The following is a 15,170-nucleotide window of genomic DNA, read 5'->3' as shown; positions in this document are numbered from 1 at the left end:
CCACTGTTTATAATGCGTAAATTCGGTCCCTCAGCTCACTGATTGATTTCATAATGCTGGCACACGATATTTCATCATCAATTGACGCATGCCACCTCAAGCCATGTAATCCCTTCAAATACCCCATACACAGAAACCTTTCCTTGAAATCCGGAACAACGATACCCTTTTTATCTAAATAAGGAATAAGCAGCTCCGGGATTTTCATGTATGGCTTATTGAGATCCATGATGGCGAAATCCACCAGGAAGTCGCCAATTCCCGCAAAAGTCCAGTCCGGAAATCCAACCGTTGATTTGCCGTCGGTAATCATATTTTCGAAAAACATAAAGTCGTTGACCAAGTAGCGGTGCCCTTCACAAAAAGAAATGCGGGATTCTATCTCCTTATAGTAGTGCTCAAAAAACTCCCGCTCCAGCAGCGTCGTATTAAACATCTCACGCCAATTATACCAATATCCTTCTTTGTTTTCCGCAAAACTGTCAAGTATATATTCTCTGCTTGTTTTATGCTCCGTCTTTCCCTGCTCGTTTAATTGACCATAACCTTCCACGTCCGAAATATCTGATTTATGAATTTCACTGATTTTATCAAAAAACAACTCATGGCAATCCTGGAACTGCTCAGGGGTTAATTGGTCGGCGACAATTCCATTCGGCGTCATATTTACTTTTTCTGATAGGATCGATTTGAGGATGCTGTCTCGGCTCATCGTTGTATCTCCTTTGCTACTCATCTTCATTGCATCAGGCGCGCGTCTGACCTAACCATACAATAACCCCTCCGTTGTGTAAAAAATAGGGCGTAAATTGTTTAAGGCAACTTTGCATAATTTTAGGATTTATTGATGTTGCAGCAAAAATCGACGAATTGTCGTGTTCACATATTCCTTTTGCTCCAGCATCAAACAATGCCCGGCGCCGTCTAGGATGTAGCTTGTAGATTGGGGCAAAACATCACTAACTTGTTGTTTAACCTGCTTGGCATCGTAGATTTTTTCCTCGTCTCCCACCAAAAATAGGACCGGGGATATAAGATTATGCCACTCCTCTTTTTCGATAACGCGAGGAACAACAGGCAGCTGCGATTTTCCGGCGTTACAGGTTACTCTTTTGTGTTCCGGCAGCTTCCAGCACCGTTTGATAAACAGCTTCGCCGATGGCGCAGCCTATCGTTGTAGCCGCCCCGGCATAAGCGTGAACCGCTCCATCCAGAGCCTGCTGGCTAACGCCAATCGCAATCGCGTCGGTTGTTGTTCCGGTAGCCCCGTAGCTCGTTCCATGCTCCAAAATACGCAGATCCTGAAGCGCTGCGGATTTAGCTTCTGTTGCCGTTATGACCGCGTTCACCATAGCCGATTCCGTCATCGCGCCTTGGATCGCCAGCATCGTGTTGATTGTTCCGGGGCTGTAGGCAGAATACGTTTGCCGGGACACGCCCGCTCGTGCCGCATTCCGCGTACCGGCCGTTGTGCACACCAATAAGTTGAAACAATCGCCTTCCACCTCTTGAATAGAGGCTTGTTTCAGGTTGGCAGCCGTTATAAACGCTATCGTTTCCTCGGCATTTAGTCCCCACAAAGCGCAGCGGCTGATAAGATCCAGACGCGGATTATCGCAATTGTAATTGATCGGAACATGCCAGTTGACCATTGTTTTTGCCCTGGAAAAGCCACCCGGAAGGATGGCGCTGCTTAACGTGTGGAGGTGAATGGGCGCATGAAGCTGAATACGATCTTCAATAAGTTCCAGCGAAAGCCCGGGCCAAAAGCGTGAGCAATAGCGGTTATCGCTAACAAAAGGCTGCGTCATGACCGCGCCCTCCCTTTAAGTCCAGCGATTTCATAAATAAGCGTGAGATTCAGATGGTTTCTTGCATGCTCCGCAAGCCGGTCGAAAGCCTCCTCACGCTTGCTTCTGAACTGAAGAGCTGATGGCAGCTCCGGCCAATTACGCAGACGGCGCAATCCGTTGAGCCAGTTTCTGCGGAAGTCGTCATTATGAAAAATTCCGTGTATAAACGTGCCCCATACCTTCCCGTCTGCGCTGCTTAAGCCTTCCTCTTTGAAAAGGGAAAATCCGGTTGCAGCTTCGGTATCGCTCTCTTTTACCAAGGTCTCCCGTATACGAAAAGGCTTGTGCAGGAGAGCAGCGTCATTCAGCATGGTCAGTTCTCCCATATGGATTTCGTATCCCGAAATCGGATAGCTCTCTCCATTACCTCCAAAAACGGCCCTTCCTTCAACTCGGACCGTCTTTTTTTCCGATGCAAATACCGTTTCAAACGGAAAAACATCCAATCCCCGCATGACAGAAGTTTCGTCTTCTACGCCAAGGCGGTCAATCAGCTTGACCCCTAACATTTCATAACCTCCGCATATGCCAACAACGGAGCCTCCGCTTTCCATATAACGAATGAGCGGTTCCTCCAGCCCCTGTGTTCTCAGCCAACGCAGCGCTTCAAATGTATTTTTGCAGCCCGGCAGCAATACGGCGTCTGGCTCGCCCCATTCCTCCACACTCTCTACATAGCGCACAAAGACGTCCTCTTCCGCATCCAGCGGATCAAAATCGGAGAAATTGGACAAGGTCGGCAACGCAATAACCGCTACATCAAGCCTCTGCCTCGACGATCCCGGCAAGGCCCCTTTTCCGCGTTTGGCTTCATTTAGCGAAAGTGAATCCTCCGCTTCCAGCCCAAGCTGCGGCAAATAGGGCAACACCCCAAGCACGGGTTTGCCGGTTTTCTCCTCCAGCCAGTCCAGCCCCGGCTTCAGCAAAGCGATTTCGCCGCGAAACTTGTTGATAATAAAGCCGCAAACGCGATCCCGCTCCTCCGGCTCCAATAGCTCCAGCGTTCCTATAATGGAGGCAAAAACACCGCCTCGGTCTATATCGCTGACAAGGATAACAGGCGCATCTCCCCACGCAGCCATGTTCATATTGACAATATCTCGATCCTTGAGATTGATCTCGGCAGGACTTCCCGCACCTTCCATGACGACAATATGCGAGGATTGCCTTAACCGGTGCAACGATTCCCGCACAATCGCACCGGCTATCGGCAAATACTGCTCCCGATAAGCTTTGGCTTTTAAATTGCCCAGCGGTTTGCCGTGCACAACGACCTGCGAAGCCATCTCGCCGGATGGTTTCAGCAGAATCGGATTCATGTCGGTGGTCGCGGCAATTCCGCAAGCATCCGCCTGCATGCCTTGCGCCACGCCAATCTCCTTGCCGTCCAGCGTTACATAGGCGTTAAGCGACATATTTTGCGATTTAAACGGCTTCGTTACGTAACCATCCTGCGTAAAAATGCGGCATAATGCCGTGGTGACTATGCTTTTGCCAACATCGGAAGCGGTTCCCTGAACCATAAGCGTGGCGCCAAGTTGCGGCTTGGCAGCCGATTTAACATCACTTGGAAGACTGCTTGCATCCGTAGTCGAATTGTTACTATGCAAAAGATTATTTTCATGTTCTACTAAACGTTTATTTCCCGTTAGAAGCTTACTCCCGCTTGCAAGGTTGTTATCGGATAACGGTGAAGTCTCCTTTATAAGCAAGCATGCATCCAACGCTTCCAGCAATCGAAGATTGTCAGCCCTAAGCTTGACCGCTACCCGGATGCTGCCGCTATCAAGTCCTGAGAACCGCGAAGCATTGCGGATCAATACGCCAAGCCGGCCCAATTCCCGCTGCAATCGTTCAGCATCGAAACCAGAGTCTGGGGGCAAATGCAGCAGCAAATAATTGGCGGAGCTATCGCATACGTCGAAGCCGCGTCCTTGCAGCTGTTCAGCAAGCCACCCCCGCTCGCTCGGGAGCCACTCCAGCGTTTTTGCCGCAAAATCCTTTTCGCTTAACATCGTGATTCCGATTTCCTGAGCCAGCGAGTTGACGCTCCACGGAACCTGAAGACTACGCATTGCCTGAATTAGTGAAGAAGAAGCGGCAGCATAACCAAGCCGTATGCCGGGGATGCTGTAAAACTTCGTCATGGAGCGGGTTACGATCAATCGCTCGTGAGAAACAACATGGCGAAATACACTCCAGCTTTGCTCGTCCGGCACAAAATCCATAAAGGCTTCATCGACTAGTACAGAGGCACCGCTGTTCAATAACATCTTAATTAATCGCGGCTCGACCAAAGCTCCCGTAGGATTATTAGGGGAACCCAACACGTAAAGCGATGCGCCCGATTCCGAAATAGCTTTGCGCACCTCATCTTCTGTAAGCCGGAACCCATTGCTTCGCTGTAACGGCATTTCATAAAGCTCGCAGCCGATTTTGGACAATGCATCGCCATATTCCTGAAAGCAAGGAACGGCGATAGCCGCCTTCTCAGGACGAAGAACGCGCACCGCCAGGTCGATTAGCTCCGCTGCACCGTTCCCCACCATCAAAGCTTCCTCTGGAATATCATGGTGCAGAGCCAGCTTTCGGACAAGTTCACGAACGGCAGGATCGGGATAAGCCGAAATCCGCTTGGCGTAGTCTAGCAAAACTTCGCTTACTGCAGTCGGCGGTCCTAACGGATTCATATTGGAACTGAAATCGACAAATGCGTTTGGTTCAAGGCCAAACTCCTCCCTTGCCGTTGTCAAATCCCCTCCATGTCCATAACGCTCCAGCATGCATCATCACCGCTTTCTTATAGTAGCAGAAGCAGCATAACCAACAGCACGGCTGCTTCCACCGCTTCATTCATTGCTCCGTACGTGTCTCCCGTTAAACCTCCAAGCTTCCGGTTTAGCCATACCGCCATTGTGCCTCCAACAGCAAGTGCAGCAACCGCACACGGGGCTGTAATCAAAATCGTCTCTTTTATATTTATGCCAATAATCATTAATGACGTTAATGATGATATGACGGCTATAATTGCCGCCATCAGCGCTTTTGAATAATTAACGCCACTAAATAACCGTCCCAGGCCGCTCTCAGGAGTAGCCGGGCGCCAGAAAGCCATAGCAATGGTCATCCAGGTTCGGCTCCAAATCGAAGAAAGCAAAATAGCGGCAATCAGCGCCGCATTGTCGCCGTTCATTGAATGTTCGCTCGCAGCAGGCAACTCCGTCAGAATGGATATTTTTAAAAACAGAAGAAGAACAGCGGCCAATACGCCCATTGCGCCGACCCGGCTGTCCTTCATAATTTCAAGCATTTTTTCTCTGGAGCGATGGCTGAGCACTCCGTCAGCCGTATCCATCCACCCGTCCATATGAAGGCCGCCGCTAAGCGCTAGCCACCCCGCCAAACCAAGCGCCGCCGCTGGTCCCGAGGGAAGAAACTGCAGCAGCAGCCACGACCATAGAGCTGCTATTACGCCAATAGCTGCACCCGCGACTGGAAAATAAACGGCGGAAAGCGACAAAATCGAGCGCTCGAACGGAACATTCACCGGAACCGGTATGCGGGTCAGAAATTGAAAAGCCGCCGCTATAGCCTGAGCTTGTTTTTTTATAATAGACAAAGCCATAAAACAATCACTCCTATCCAGACCAATGCGCTTACCATATACAATAAGGAAACGGTGGAGAGAATATCTTTTGGTTTAATAGGCCGGGTCGCCCAGCCCATGACAGCGCGGTTACTGGTTACGCCGCCGTATGTATTGGTGCCTCCTAATTGAATGCCGATAGCTCCCGCCACAGCGGATTCCGGTATGCCGCTATTGGGGCTGGGATGGCTCCGGGCGAACCTTAGCATGGAGTGAACGGCCTTGCCGCTCTTCATGCCCGGGAGCAGAAGCGCGGAAAAAGCAAGCAGCAAACCGCAAAGCCTTGCCGGAATCAGGTTTAGCACATCGTCGGTTCTTGCGGAAAACCAGCCGAAAAAACGGTATTTTTCATTTCGGTAACCGACCATAGAATCCAGTGTGTTTGCGGCCCGATAGGCCATGGCAAGCGGAGCGCCGCCCAACAAAGCAAAAAAAACGGGAGACAGGAAGGCATCAACCGTATTTTCCGCCACCGTCTCCACGGCAGCGCGCGACGTTTCCCCTTCGTCAAGTTGACGGGTATCCCGCCCCACAATATAACCGGCATACTTTCGGGCTTCCGCCAGATTACCTTCCGACAGCGGCCGGTAAACTTGCATGGCGGCCTGTTTCAAGCCTTTTACAGCAATAGTTGTGGAAACAAACCAGGCGGATACGGTGTAACCAACCCAGGGATGAACCCAGTTCGCAGCCCAAACGATAGACCACATGATGCCAAATGACAATCCAATTGTGGATAAAGCCAACACAACACCTAGTAGTCTGCCCGCAAAAGGGCTGCTTTGATAGCGTTCCCTGCCAAGGAAACGTTCCATGGCGGAGATAAAGCGGCCTATCCAAATAACGGGATGAGTCGGCCATTTGGGATCGCCTACGATCCAATCGATTAGTATGGCCGCAGCCGCAATAAGCAGCATCTCCTGAAAGGAGTAGATGAACATCAAAACTCCTCCAGCCTAAAGGCAAGGGCTTTTATATCAACCGGAATGCCGGCTGTTACCAGAAAAACCCGGCTGCTTGACGCCGCAATGGCTTGATTAAGGCGACCCGCCTCATCGCGAAAAGCTCTTCCAAGGGCATATTCCGGCACAATTCCGTTCCCCACCTCATTAGTCACGGCCAGCAGCGGGAAGGGATACCGCGCGATTGCGTCGGCCAGCTTCTCCATCTCATTCTGCAAGCGCTGTGTCTTTCCCCTTTTGGATTGATCCTGTAGTTGATCCTGAGGTTGTTCATGAGAATTGCCCTGATTTTGGCGGCCGCCCGCTTCGGTTTCAGCAACCACATCCTCCAAAAGCAGCATGTGGTTGGTCAGCCACAGCGTCAAACAATCAAGGAGAACAACCGGCGGCTTTTCATCCCGTGCTCGAAGCTCCTGCACCTCGTTTTCCAGCTGTTTGGACAATTCGTCCAGCAGCTCGCCAACCCGCAGAGGCTCTTCTAATGTCGTCCAGGCAAAACCGTCCTCCTCGCGCTGAACCTGATGACGGCCAATCCGTTCTTTCATTTCTTGGTCATAAGGCTGACAAGTCGCTATGTAAATCCCCCTGCTGCCAATATGAGCTGCGTAGGCTTCGGCAAAACGGCTTTTGCCGCTGCGCGCTCCCCCGGTTATTAAAACCGCCACGGCTACCGCACCTCCGTATGGCTTCCCGAAATCCCCGCGCTGTCAAAAGTCGCCATTTGCCCCATTAATGCTAATGACGCATCAAGCAAATGGAAGCAGAGCACTGCGCCGGTTCCTTCTCCCAATCGCATATCCAGCGTCAGCAAAGGACTTAAGCCAATTTCCTTCAGCAAAGCGGGATGTCCTAGCTCCTGCGACACATGGGAGCCGATCATATAGGGAATACAGGCCGGAGCCAGCCTTGCTGCAACAAGCGCTGCGGTGGAGGAAATGTAACCATCGATAACAATCGGACAACGTCTGGAGGCCGCTCCGATAATAACGCCGACCAAACCGGCAATCTCCGCTCCTCCAACCTTGCTAAGCACGTCCAACGGCTCATTACGGTCAGGTTTGTTGACCTCAAGCGCCTTTTCAACCACAACGCGTTTGCGCAGCAGGCCTTCATCCGAAATTCCAGTTCCCCTGCCCACTGTTTCCTCTGGCGAAAGACCTGTCAATGCCGAAACAATAGCAGCGCTTGCCGTCGTATTCCCGATCCCCATCTCTCCCGTGGCAAACAATGCAGTGCCGCTGTCAGCAAGCTCATTTGCCGTATCCAAACCCGCGATTAATGCAGACAACGTTTCTTCCTTCGTCATGGCGGGACCTTTGGTCATATTAGCCGTACCCCAAACCGCCTTGCGGCTCACCAGTCCGGGATGCGATATCGGCGAAGCTACACCCACGTCCACACAGACAACTTTAGCGCCAGCAGCCCGGGCCAACACATTGACCGCAGCGCCTCCGTTCAGAAAGTTCAGCACCATTTGCGGCGTGACCTCCTGCGGAAATGCGCTGATCCCTTCTTCACAAACGCCGTGATCACCGGCCATAACCACAACCGCCCGGCTCGACAAATCCGGCCACAGCGTTCCCGTCACTCCAGCCAGCTGCGCTGCAATCTCTTCCAGCTTGCCCAGACTTCCCGGCGGTTTGGTCAAACGATCGGAATGCTGTCTGGCCTCCGCTGCGGCAGCTTCATCAAACGGGCGAATTTGGCCAATTGCCGTCAGCAATTTTTCGCTCCCAAACAGCGATTCTAGACCATTAACCGTCTTATCCTTCATTACTTATCCCTCCTTACAAAGCAGTTCTTCTAAATCCGGGCTGAAGCATAATTTGCGGCGCTCCGGTGAGCGGATGATTAATGATAGTTGCTCCGGTGCCGTACAGCTCCCGAATTAACTGACCGGTGAGCACTTCCACTGGTTGGCCCTTTGAGGCGACCTTGCCGTTATGCAGGGCGATCAGCTCATCGCAATAGAGAGCCGCCAGATTGAGATCATGCAGAACGGCTATAACCAGCAATTGTTTTTGCCGCTGCCATCCCTTGACGATATCCAGAAGCGCAATCTGGTACCCGATATCCAGATAGGTGGTCGGTTCATCCAGCAACAGGATGGTAGGCTGCTGTACCATCAGCTTTGCCAGCGCAACCCGCTGACGTTCGCCGCCGCTCAGCTCTATCAGCCTTCTTTGCTGGAGATCCATCAAACCCATCGCCTGGAGCGCTTCGTCAATGATGGGAGCCGGGTCATCTTCCTCTCCCCCCAGCCAGCTTTGATACGGAAACCGGCCCATGCCGACTACTTCTCTGACCGTAAAGCCAGCGGGAGGCAGACCGCCCTGTTGGAGCACGGCAAGCGTACGGGCCAGATGCTTGCGCGGTATTTCGCTCATCTCGCCGCCATTCAGCATCACCGATCCGCCGACGGGTTGGGCTGTTCCCGCAAGCAGTTGAAGCAAGGTTGACTTGCCGACGCCATTTGGACCAATAATGCCATAAAAACCGCCAGGCCGGAATGATAAATTGATGTCGTTCAACACTTCATTGCCCTGTACCTGTTGGCTCACATTAACGAGTTCAATACTCAATGACCGTCACCTCTCTCTCCCCTCATTCGGCGGTTCAGCATCCAAGCGAATACCGGAGCCCCTACAAGAGCGGTAATGACGCCTAGCGGAAGTTCCTTTGGAGACAACGCCGTCCGGGCAAGCGTATCAGCCCACAGCATAAAAATGCCGCCCCCGATTGCCGACAACGGGATCAGCAACCGGTAGTCCGGTCCCAGCAGCAAACGAATCAAATGCGGAATAACAAGACCGACAAAGCCGATGACGCCGGATACGGAAACAGCCGCCGCAGTTAGCAGAGTAGAAAAAATGAGCACCATCAATTTGGTTTTCTCCACCCTGACGCCCAGATTAGCCGCATGCCGCTCGCCAAGCACCAGCAAATTCAACGACTGGCTATAAAAAAACAATACGGGAAGGCCAATCGCGAGGAACGGCAGTACCATATAGACATGACTCCAGCTGCGCAGCGCAAGCGATCCCATGATCCAGAACAGAATCTGATTAATGACACCTTGCGACATCGACACCATCAACGAAACAAATGCGCCAAGAAAGGCTTGAATAATGACACCTGACAAAATAAGAGTTTCAATGCCCATAACACCCCGAGAGCGCGATAATGCAATAACCGCAAGCAACGCCGTAATGCCCGTCAGGAAAGCGACAAGCGGAATCGTCCAGATACCAATCGCAAATTGCAGGCCGAATAAAATAATAAAAGCCGCCCCGACAGAGCTGCCGGAAGCGACGCCAAGTGTATAGGGATCTGCGAGAGGATTGCGCAGCACGCCCTGAAAGCCGGCTCCCGCAAGCGCCAGGCAGGCTCCTACAAGCACCGCCAGAAGCACTCTGGATAACCGAACCTGCGTAACTACAGCCACCTCGCCCTGGCTCCAGCCATGATCCTGATCGGCCAGCCATGGAAGCTGGTGAATCAGGATGCCCCATACATCGGCGAAGGAAATGCCTGCCGAACCGATCGACAGACTAGCTACCACAGAAACAGCAAGAAGGAGCATAGCTGCTCCTCCATAGCCTAACACTTTAAGTTTCATCTTACTTCACAAGGTCAGGATGAATGACCTTGGCTACTTCCAGCAAACCGTCAGCCAAACGAGGGCCAACGCGCACAAGCGGATCATTGGATACCATGTACATTGCGTTGTTTTTAACTGCGTCAATGGCATCCCAGCCTGGACGACCTTCGATTGCCGTCAGAATAGAGCTTTTTTCTTCGCCAAAATCAGGATAAATAATAATCGCCGGGTTTTGTGTAATGACTTCCTCGGCATTCACTTCATGCCAGCCAGGAACAGCGGATGCGATGTTAACGCCGCCTGCAAGAGTAATCAACTCATCAAGGAACTCGCCCGAACCAACGGTGTAGCCTGGCGAAAACTCAAGAAATACCTTTTTAGCTTCTGCGCCTTTTACCGCGTCAGTTACTTGTTGCTTCACTTGAACCATATGCTGTGCAACCTCGCCTGCTTTTTCTTGCAGGTTCATGATTTTGCCCAGTTCCTCCACTTTTGCTACGACTGCGTCATACGTTTTGGGATTAGTAGCATATACCGCGTAGCCCAACTCGCGAAGTTGAGTGATCGCATCGCCGTTCATGCTGGAGTTCGCCAGGATCAATTCCGGGTTAAGAGCGGCAACCGCTTCAATGTTAGTTGTCATATCGCCAATCTTTGCAATGGAATTGGCTTCTTCAGGGTAGTTGCTCCATTGGTCAACGCCAACAACCGTCGAGCCGCCGCCAATCGCAAAAATCGTTTCCGTCTCGCTCGGCACCAGTGTAACGACTGCGCCCGGCGCTTTTTCAAACGTCAATTCCGTTCCTGTTTCGTCCGTTATCGTCAGCGGATATTCCGTCTGGGCCGCAGCCGGTTCTTCTGCTTCCGGCGTTGTCGAAGGTTCTGCGCTTGCTGTTTGCTCTGCTGCGCTGGACTCGCTAGGCGATGGGCTAACTTCAGCATTGCCGCCGCCGCATGCTGCGATCAATGCCATCATCAGGACCAGCATTACCGCCATTGCCGATTTCATGTTCAACTTGTTCAACCAATTCATTGTAATCATCCACTCCTATTTCTGTTTAATGAACCTTTTCAAACCTTCTGTATTGTTCGCCCTTCTGGACAAAAAAGGGCTAAACGCAAAAAAAGGCAACCCCGACCCCCTTGTGCCGGAAATGCCAAAGTGAAGCCTGCGACAACATAGCCGCAAAGCCAACTGCTTCTCCAACACCTCCCTAAGTCCACGTAGGTTTCAGCGTTATGCAATGGGGCAGGTCTCCTGACTTGGACAAAAAAACGGCGTCTTCCCGAAGCATAACGCTTCAGTGACCAATGCTGTTTTTCCGCCGCAGCTTTAAATGCGGCAATGTCCTTACAGTGGCGGGTCCGCGCCGGATTTACACCGGCTTCCCTATTAAGTCTCAGCCAAGCGGCAGCCCGGAAGTTACGAACCTGCGGCTTGCGTTATTGGCTTTGACACCCAATTGCGATACATATGCTTGATTCAGTAGTAACTATACACGGCAAACCCCAGTTTGTCTATCCCTTTAAGAGGATGTTCAAAAAGGTTGCTTCCCATTACGCGGCATGCCTGGCGGCTTGAGCGGCGTCGAATATGGCATTCAGCCGGAATTTCCGTTACTCACGTAGCTGCCACTACGCTCTCCCTACATGTACGCTTGTCTTTAATCGCTCAAAAGCCCTCCGTCGGTCTGACTCTCGGAAAATCACCCAGATTAACCAAAATGATATAGGTACAAATCTTCCAGATTAGGCCGCACCGCTTCATACGTATATCCCTCTGGCAAAGTCTCGCTCACAACTCGAACTTTGATTCCTTGGCTATCGGTGTAGATGTTGCTGACGCGAAACTGCCGCTGCAATATGCCAAGCTCCTGTTCCCCCGTGAGTCTCACCTCGAACACATGTCCCTCCATCGTCTGCAACAAACGGGCTGGCTCATCCATCGTCAACAGCTTTCCCTGCCGAAGCAGAATTACTTGTCTGGAAATATATTCAATATCCGTCACCACATGTGTAGCGATAATAACAATCTTGTTAATCGCGATCGTTGAGATGAAATTGCGAATATTAATACGCTCTTTCGGATCTAGGCCCGCTGTTGGCTCATCCAAAATAAGCACGGCGGGATCATTAAGCAGCGCTTGGGCAATCAAAATGCGCTGCTTCATCCCTCCTGAATAGGTGGACAAGCGCTTATGTGCCTGATCGGATAGACTCACCACTTCCAACAGCTCTGGAATGACTGCCTTCGCGCGTTTCCTGTTTAATCCTTTCATGGCAGCCATGTACCATAAGAAACGATGGCCCGTAAACTGGTCATACATCTGCTGCTGCTGGGGCATATAGCCCAGCACTTCGCGATATTGCTGCCCCAGCTCATTAATATTTCTATCATTGTAGAGAATCGCTCCGCAATCCGCCCGCATGTTACCAACAATTAGATTCAGTAAGGTCGATTTCCCCGCTCCATTTGGACCTAATAGACCATACACCCCGCTGTGCAATTCTAATTCAATGCCGTCAAGCGCTTTTACCCTCCCACCGTTATAACTCTTGCTGACTTCCGCAATATGCAGCTTCAATCGACATCAGCCCCTTTCACGGCATAGTCTCGCGTGCTACGTGCGCGCAAGTGTCCAGCTTCCCATAACCCTGCCCTCCCAATCAGGTAGTAACGCCAGGCCAGTCCTAAACAGACAACCAGCAGGAGAACAAGCGACGTGAAGTAAACAACAATTGCGCCAATGGACTGTGTTCCAAACATGCGAAAACCCAGCTGCGCGTAATGCAAAGTATACTTCGTCAACTCGTCATAACCGAGCCATGTCAAGAAGGTCGGACAACAAACTAGCACGAATCCTGATAGCAAGGTTAGTGACAACTTCTTCAACACTTGCGAGAGCAGGAGCATAACTGCGCTCATCGTTGCCGCGCCTAGCCATTGACCGAGAATGACGAGAATGACCAGCCCACGTAGATTAAGCTGTATGGACAACTGCTCATAGGGTTCTACATTTTGAATCGGAGCCTCCCAATCCAGCGCCGGATAAAGACGGGCTACATTCACATACTGGGCGGCATAAATAATCGCCAAAAGAAGCGTGATGATCGCTAGACCATAGAACCATGTGGTTAAAAATAATTTCCATCTTCCATGCCTTGTAGTCTTAAGCAGGGCCAACATCTGACTGCGTGTATCGAGCGTATAGCTGCCGGCCAGCAGCAAAGTCAACAAAAATACCACAATCATGGTATTAATCGTATCCCGATTGTTATTCTGAAATAAGTAATCGGAGGCATACATATTGACCATGTAGGCCGTGATGCCACGTGTTTGCTCATTCGCCTGAACAGACTGATATTGATTGTAAAGTTTGTTAAAGGCATTGTTACTGAGCGATAGCTGATTGGCATCATCCTGCGTTTGTCGTGTATCATCAGAGATACTGTCATCTGTCTCTTGCATTGGCACATCGAGCGTTTGCAGATCACTCCATGCACCATTACGCCGTTTCATTTCTTGCTCGATGTAAGCCGCCTTATCGGCTGTAAGCAAACCACCGGCCTGTTCCATATAATCATTGTAATAATATTGATCATTATCCATGATCAAACGTGCATTATGGATATCTTGCCAGCCGATCAACAATGCGACCAGTACAATCAACCATCCCCTGGCTGTCCCCCATTGCTTCAACGATTCCTGCCACCAGATCGCAATGCTCTGATGGAGTGGAGCGAGTGCCCGCATCATTAGCTGTCTGATACGGTACCACCACTGAAAACCGCCAATCCTCTGCTTGCCGAAAGACCGATCCAACGCAATTCCGGTAACTGCGGGAAGCGCAACCACCAGCAAACCAATCACAACGACGGACACCCAGAGATTCGTAAACGGGTAGCCAAACAGATTTAGATTGACATAGTTCGTTAGTATGTGAGCCATATCGAAGAAGGCAACTACATTAATATACTTGAACAGATTCAAATACGAAGCAGGATGGATGAACGTGTATGCCAAATAACTCGCAGCCAGCACCAACGCCAGCGCCAGCAAGGACTTCCCTGGATGTTGGAACAAGATGATAAAAAGCGCAATCAATAAGGCAAGTACAACACTTACAACCATCTTCCCCAAAAGAAAAGCAACCAAATATTCATGAACGGTAAGCGGCAGATTCGCAAACTTGAACGCATCCATCGATTGAATATAGCGTGATCCGTCGCCTATACCATAAAGTTGACTGGATATTAGAATTACGCTTCCATAAAAGATCATGGCAATGACAAGTGCTGACCCCGTAAGCATCAATAACTTAGCGATGATCAGTCTGGCATGACCGTTTTTCATTGTGCGGAACAAGAGCAGTTGTCCTTGTTCGCGCTCTGTATTGAAGAGGAATAACGCTAATAAGATAAGGATCGTCAATAGCATCATATCGGTCACGCGATAATGCGTTGCGGTAACAACGCCATAATCAAGACCTAGTTGCAAAGAAATACCCTTGACACGTTCGAAGTCCTGCGGTGTCTTCATAATATTCCGATACGAGAAGCTATGCGAATCATTGAAGATCGAATAGTTCCGCATCTTCTGTGCTTGTATTTCAATCTGGTTCACATAATCCGGATAAGTTTGCAGAGCATTAACTTGTTCCAGAATCGTCTCATTAAAAACAATATGATGCATCAACAACATTGGGTTGTTGACATATTCACTTGATGAATACTGCGCACCATAACGTAGATAATTTTCATCGTTCGCAAAGATACGCATGGCTTCATTTTCAGGATCTCGTTCGATATTGTTAGCAATGAGATACGCGGATAACTGATCACGGCTCACCAATGCTAACTCATAAGCTGCTCCAACAGATAACTCGCGAAATCTAGCTTCATAATCCATGTATTGAGCATGATTTTCGATAATTTCCCTATGCTGCTGCAGCTCCTGCTGAATATAGATCAAACCGTTACTAACCAACAGCAAGGAAATGAGAATGATTAAGATCTTCCTCTTACTTAGTTTCACCAGTTCATACAGAAGTATCTTCACTTGGTTCCCCTACCATTTCGCCAGTCCCCGCATGCTAACTTCGGCTTCA

General features: G+C 50.4%; 12 protein-coding genes and 1 riboswitch. All 12 genes read right to left on the bottom strand.

Annotation, left to right across the window (positions count from 1 at the left end):
• Positions 1-7: 7 nt before the first annotated feature.
• The 12 genes from ACX93W_RS03390 to ACX93W_RS03335 all read right to left on the bottom strand — a co-directional run bounded on the left by ACX93W_RS03390 (position 8) and on the right by ACX93W_RS03335 (position 15,121).
• The gene (locus ACX93W_RS03390; protein WP_459390903.1) at positions 8-712 is read right to left on the bottom strand and encodes a hypothetical protein; all 705 of its coding nucleotides are present in this window, start codon (positions 710-712) and stop codon (positions 8-10) included.
• Positions 713-1,097: 385 nt separating this feature from the next.
• The gene (locus ACX93W_RS03385; RefSeq protein ID WP_459390902.1) at positions 1,098-1,811 is read right to left on the bottom strand and encodes an adenosylcobinamide amidohydrolase; all 714 of its coding nucleotides are present in this window, start codon (positions 1,809-1,811) and stop codon (positions 1,098-1,100) included.
• Complete coding sequence (locus ACX93W_RS03380) at positions 1,808-4,636, bottom strand: cobyric acid synthase (protein WP_459390901.1); 2,829 nt, start codon at positions 4,634-4,636, stop codon at positions 1,808-1,810. The genes ACX93W_RS03385 and ACX93W_RS03380 overlap by 4 nt, the downstream gene beginning before the upstream one ends.
• 17 nt (positions 4,637-4,653) lie before the next feature.
• Positions 4,654-5,478: an adenosylcobinamide-GDP ribazoletransferase gene (gene cobS, locus ACX93W_RS03375; protein ID WP_459390900.1), complete on the bottom strand. Its 825-nt coding sequence runs from the start codon at positions 5,476-5,478 to the stop codon at positions 4,654-4,656.
• Positions 5,460-6,440, bottom strand: a complete 981-nt coding sequence (gene cbiB, locus ACX93W_RS03370) for an adenosylcobinamide-phosphate synthase CbiB (protein WP_459390899.1) — start codon at positions 6,438-6,440, stop codon at positions 5,460-5,462. The genes cobS and cbiB overlap by 19 nt, the downstream gene beginning before the upstream one ends.
• Positions 6,440-7,126, bottom strand: coding sequence for a bifunctional adenosylcobinamide kinase/adenosylcobinamide-phosphate guanylyltransferase (cobU, locus tag ACX93W_RS03365; RefSeq protein ID WP_459390898.1), 687 nt, complete (start codon positions 7,124-7,126; stop codon positions 6,440-6,442). The genes cbiB and cobU overlap by 1 nt, the downstream gene beginning before the upstream one ends.
• 2 nt (positions 7,127-7,128) lie before the next feature.
• Positions 7,129-8,235, bottom strand: a complete 1,107-nt coding sequence (cobT, locus tag ACX93W_RS03360; RefSeq protein WP_459390897.1) for a nicotinate-nucleotide--dimethylbenzimidazole phosphoribosyltransferase — start codon at positions 8,233-8,235, stop codon at positions 7,129-7,131.
• A 13-nt stretch (positions 8,236-8,248) separates the two neighbouring features.
• Positions 8,249-9,043, bottom strand: a complete 795-nt coding sequence (locus ACX93W_RS03355) for an ABC transporter ATP-binding protein (RefSeq protein ID WP_459390896.1) — start codon at positions 9,041-9,043, stop codon at positions 8,249-8,251.
• Entirely contained in the window at positions 9,040-10,044 is a 1,005-nt protein-coding gene (locus tag ACX93W_RS03350; RefSeq protein ID WP_459390895.1) for a FecCD family ABC transporter permease, read from the bottom strand. The genes ACX93W_RS03355 and ACX93W_RS03350 overlap by 4 nt, the downstream gene beginning before the upstream one ends.
• A gap of 37 nt (positions 10,045-10,081) precedes the next feature.
• Positions 10,082-11,095, bottom strand: a complete 1,014-nt coding sequence (locus ACX93W_RS03345) for an ABC transporter substrate-binding protein (protein WP_459390894.1) — start codon at positions 11,093-11,095, stop codon at positions 10,082-10,084.
• Positions 11,096-11,293: 198 nt separating this feature from the next.
• Positions 11,294-11,496, bottom strand: a riboswitch (cobalamin riboswitch).
• A 281-nt stretch (positions 11,497-11,777) separates the two neighbouring features.
• Positions 11,778-12,647 (bottom strand): ATP-binding cassette domain-containing protein, encoded by an 870-nt coding sequence (locus tag ACX93W_RS03340; protein WP_459390893.1) that lies wholly within the window; start codon positions 12,645-12,647, stop codon positions 11,778-11,780.
• On the bottom strand, positions 12,644-15,121 hold the full coding sequence (locus ACX93W_RS03335) for a hypothetical protein (RefSeq protein ID WP_459390892.1): 2,478 nt from the start codon (positions 15,119-15,121) through the stop codon (positions 12,644-12,646). The genes ACX93W_RS03340 and ACX93W_RS03335 overlap by 4 nt, the downstream gene beginning before the upstream one ends.
• Positions 15,122-15,170: the final 49 nt, after the last annotated feature.

The organism is Paenibacillus sp. CAU 1782 (genome assembly GCF_054551715.1).
Note: the sequence above shows the minus strand (reverse complement) of the source record. Positions and strands in the feature narration are given on the sequence as shown.

Coding starts and splice junctions, on each gene's coding strand:
- ACX93W_RS03345 (WP_459390894.1), bottom strand. CDS start 11,095: ATGAATTGGTTGAACAAGTTGAACATGAAATCGGCAATGGCGGTAATG.
- cobT (WP_459390897.1), bottom strand. CDS start 8,235: ATGAAGGATAAGACGGTTAATGGTCTAGAATCGCTGTTTGGGAGCGAA.
- cbiB (WP_459390899.1), bottom strand. CDS start 6,440: ATGTTCATCTACTCCTTTCAGGAGATGCTGCTTATTGCGGCTGCGGCC.
- ACX93W_RS03380 (WP_459390901.1), bottom strand. CDS start 4,636: ATGCTGGAGCGTTATGGACATGGAGGGGATTTGACAACGGCAAGGGAG.
- ACX93W_RS03350 (WP_459390895.1), bottom strand. CDS start 10,044: ATGCTCCTTCTTGCTGTTTCTGTGGTAGCTAGTCTGTCGATCGGTTCG.
- ACX93W_RS03390 (WP_459390903.1), bottom strand. CDS start 712: ATGAGCCGAGACAGCATCCTCAAATCGATCCTATCAGAAAAAGTAAAT.
- cobS (WP_459390900.1), bottom strand. CDS start 5,478: ATGGCTTTGTCTATTATAAAAAAACAAGCTCAGGCTATAGCGGCGGCT.
- ACX93W_RS03385 (WP_459390902.1), bottom strand. CDS start 1,811: ATGACGCAGCCTTTTGTTAGCGATAACCGCTATTGCTCACGCTTTTGG.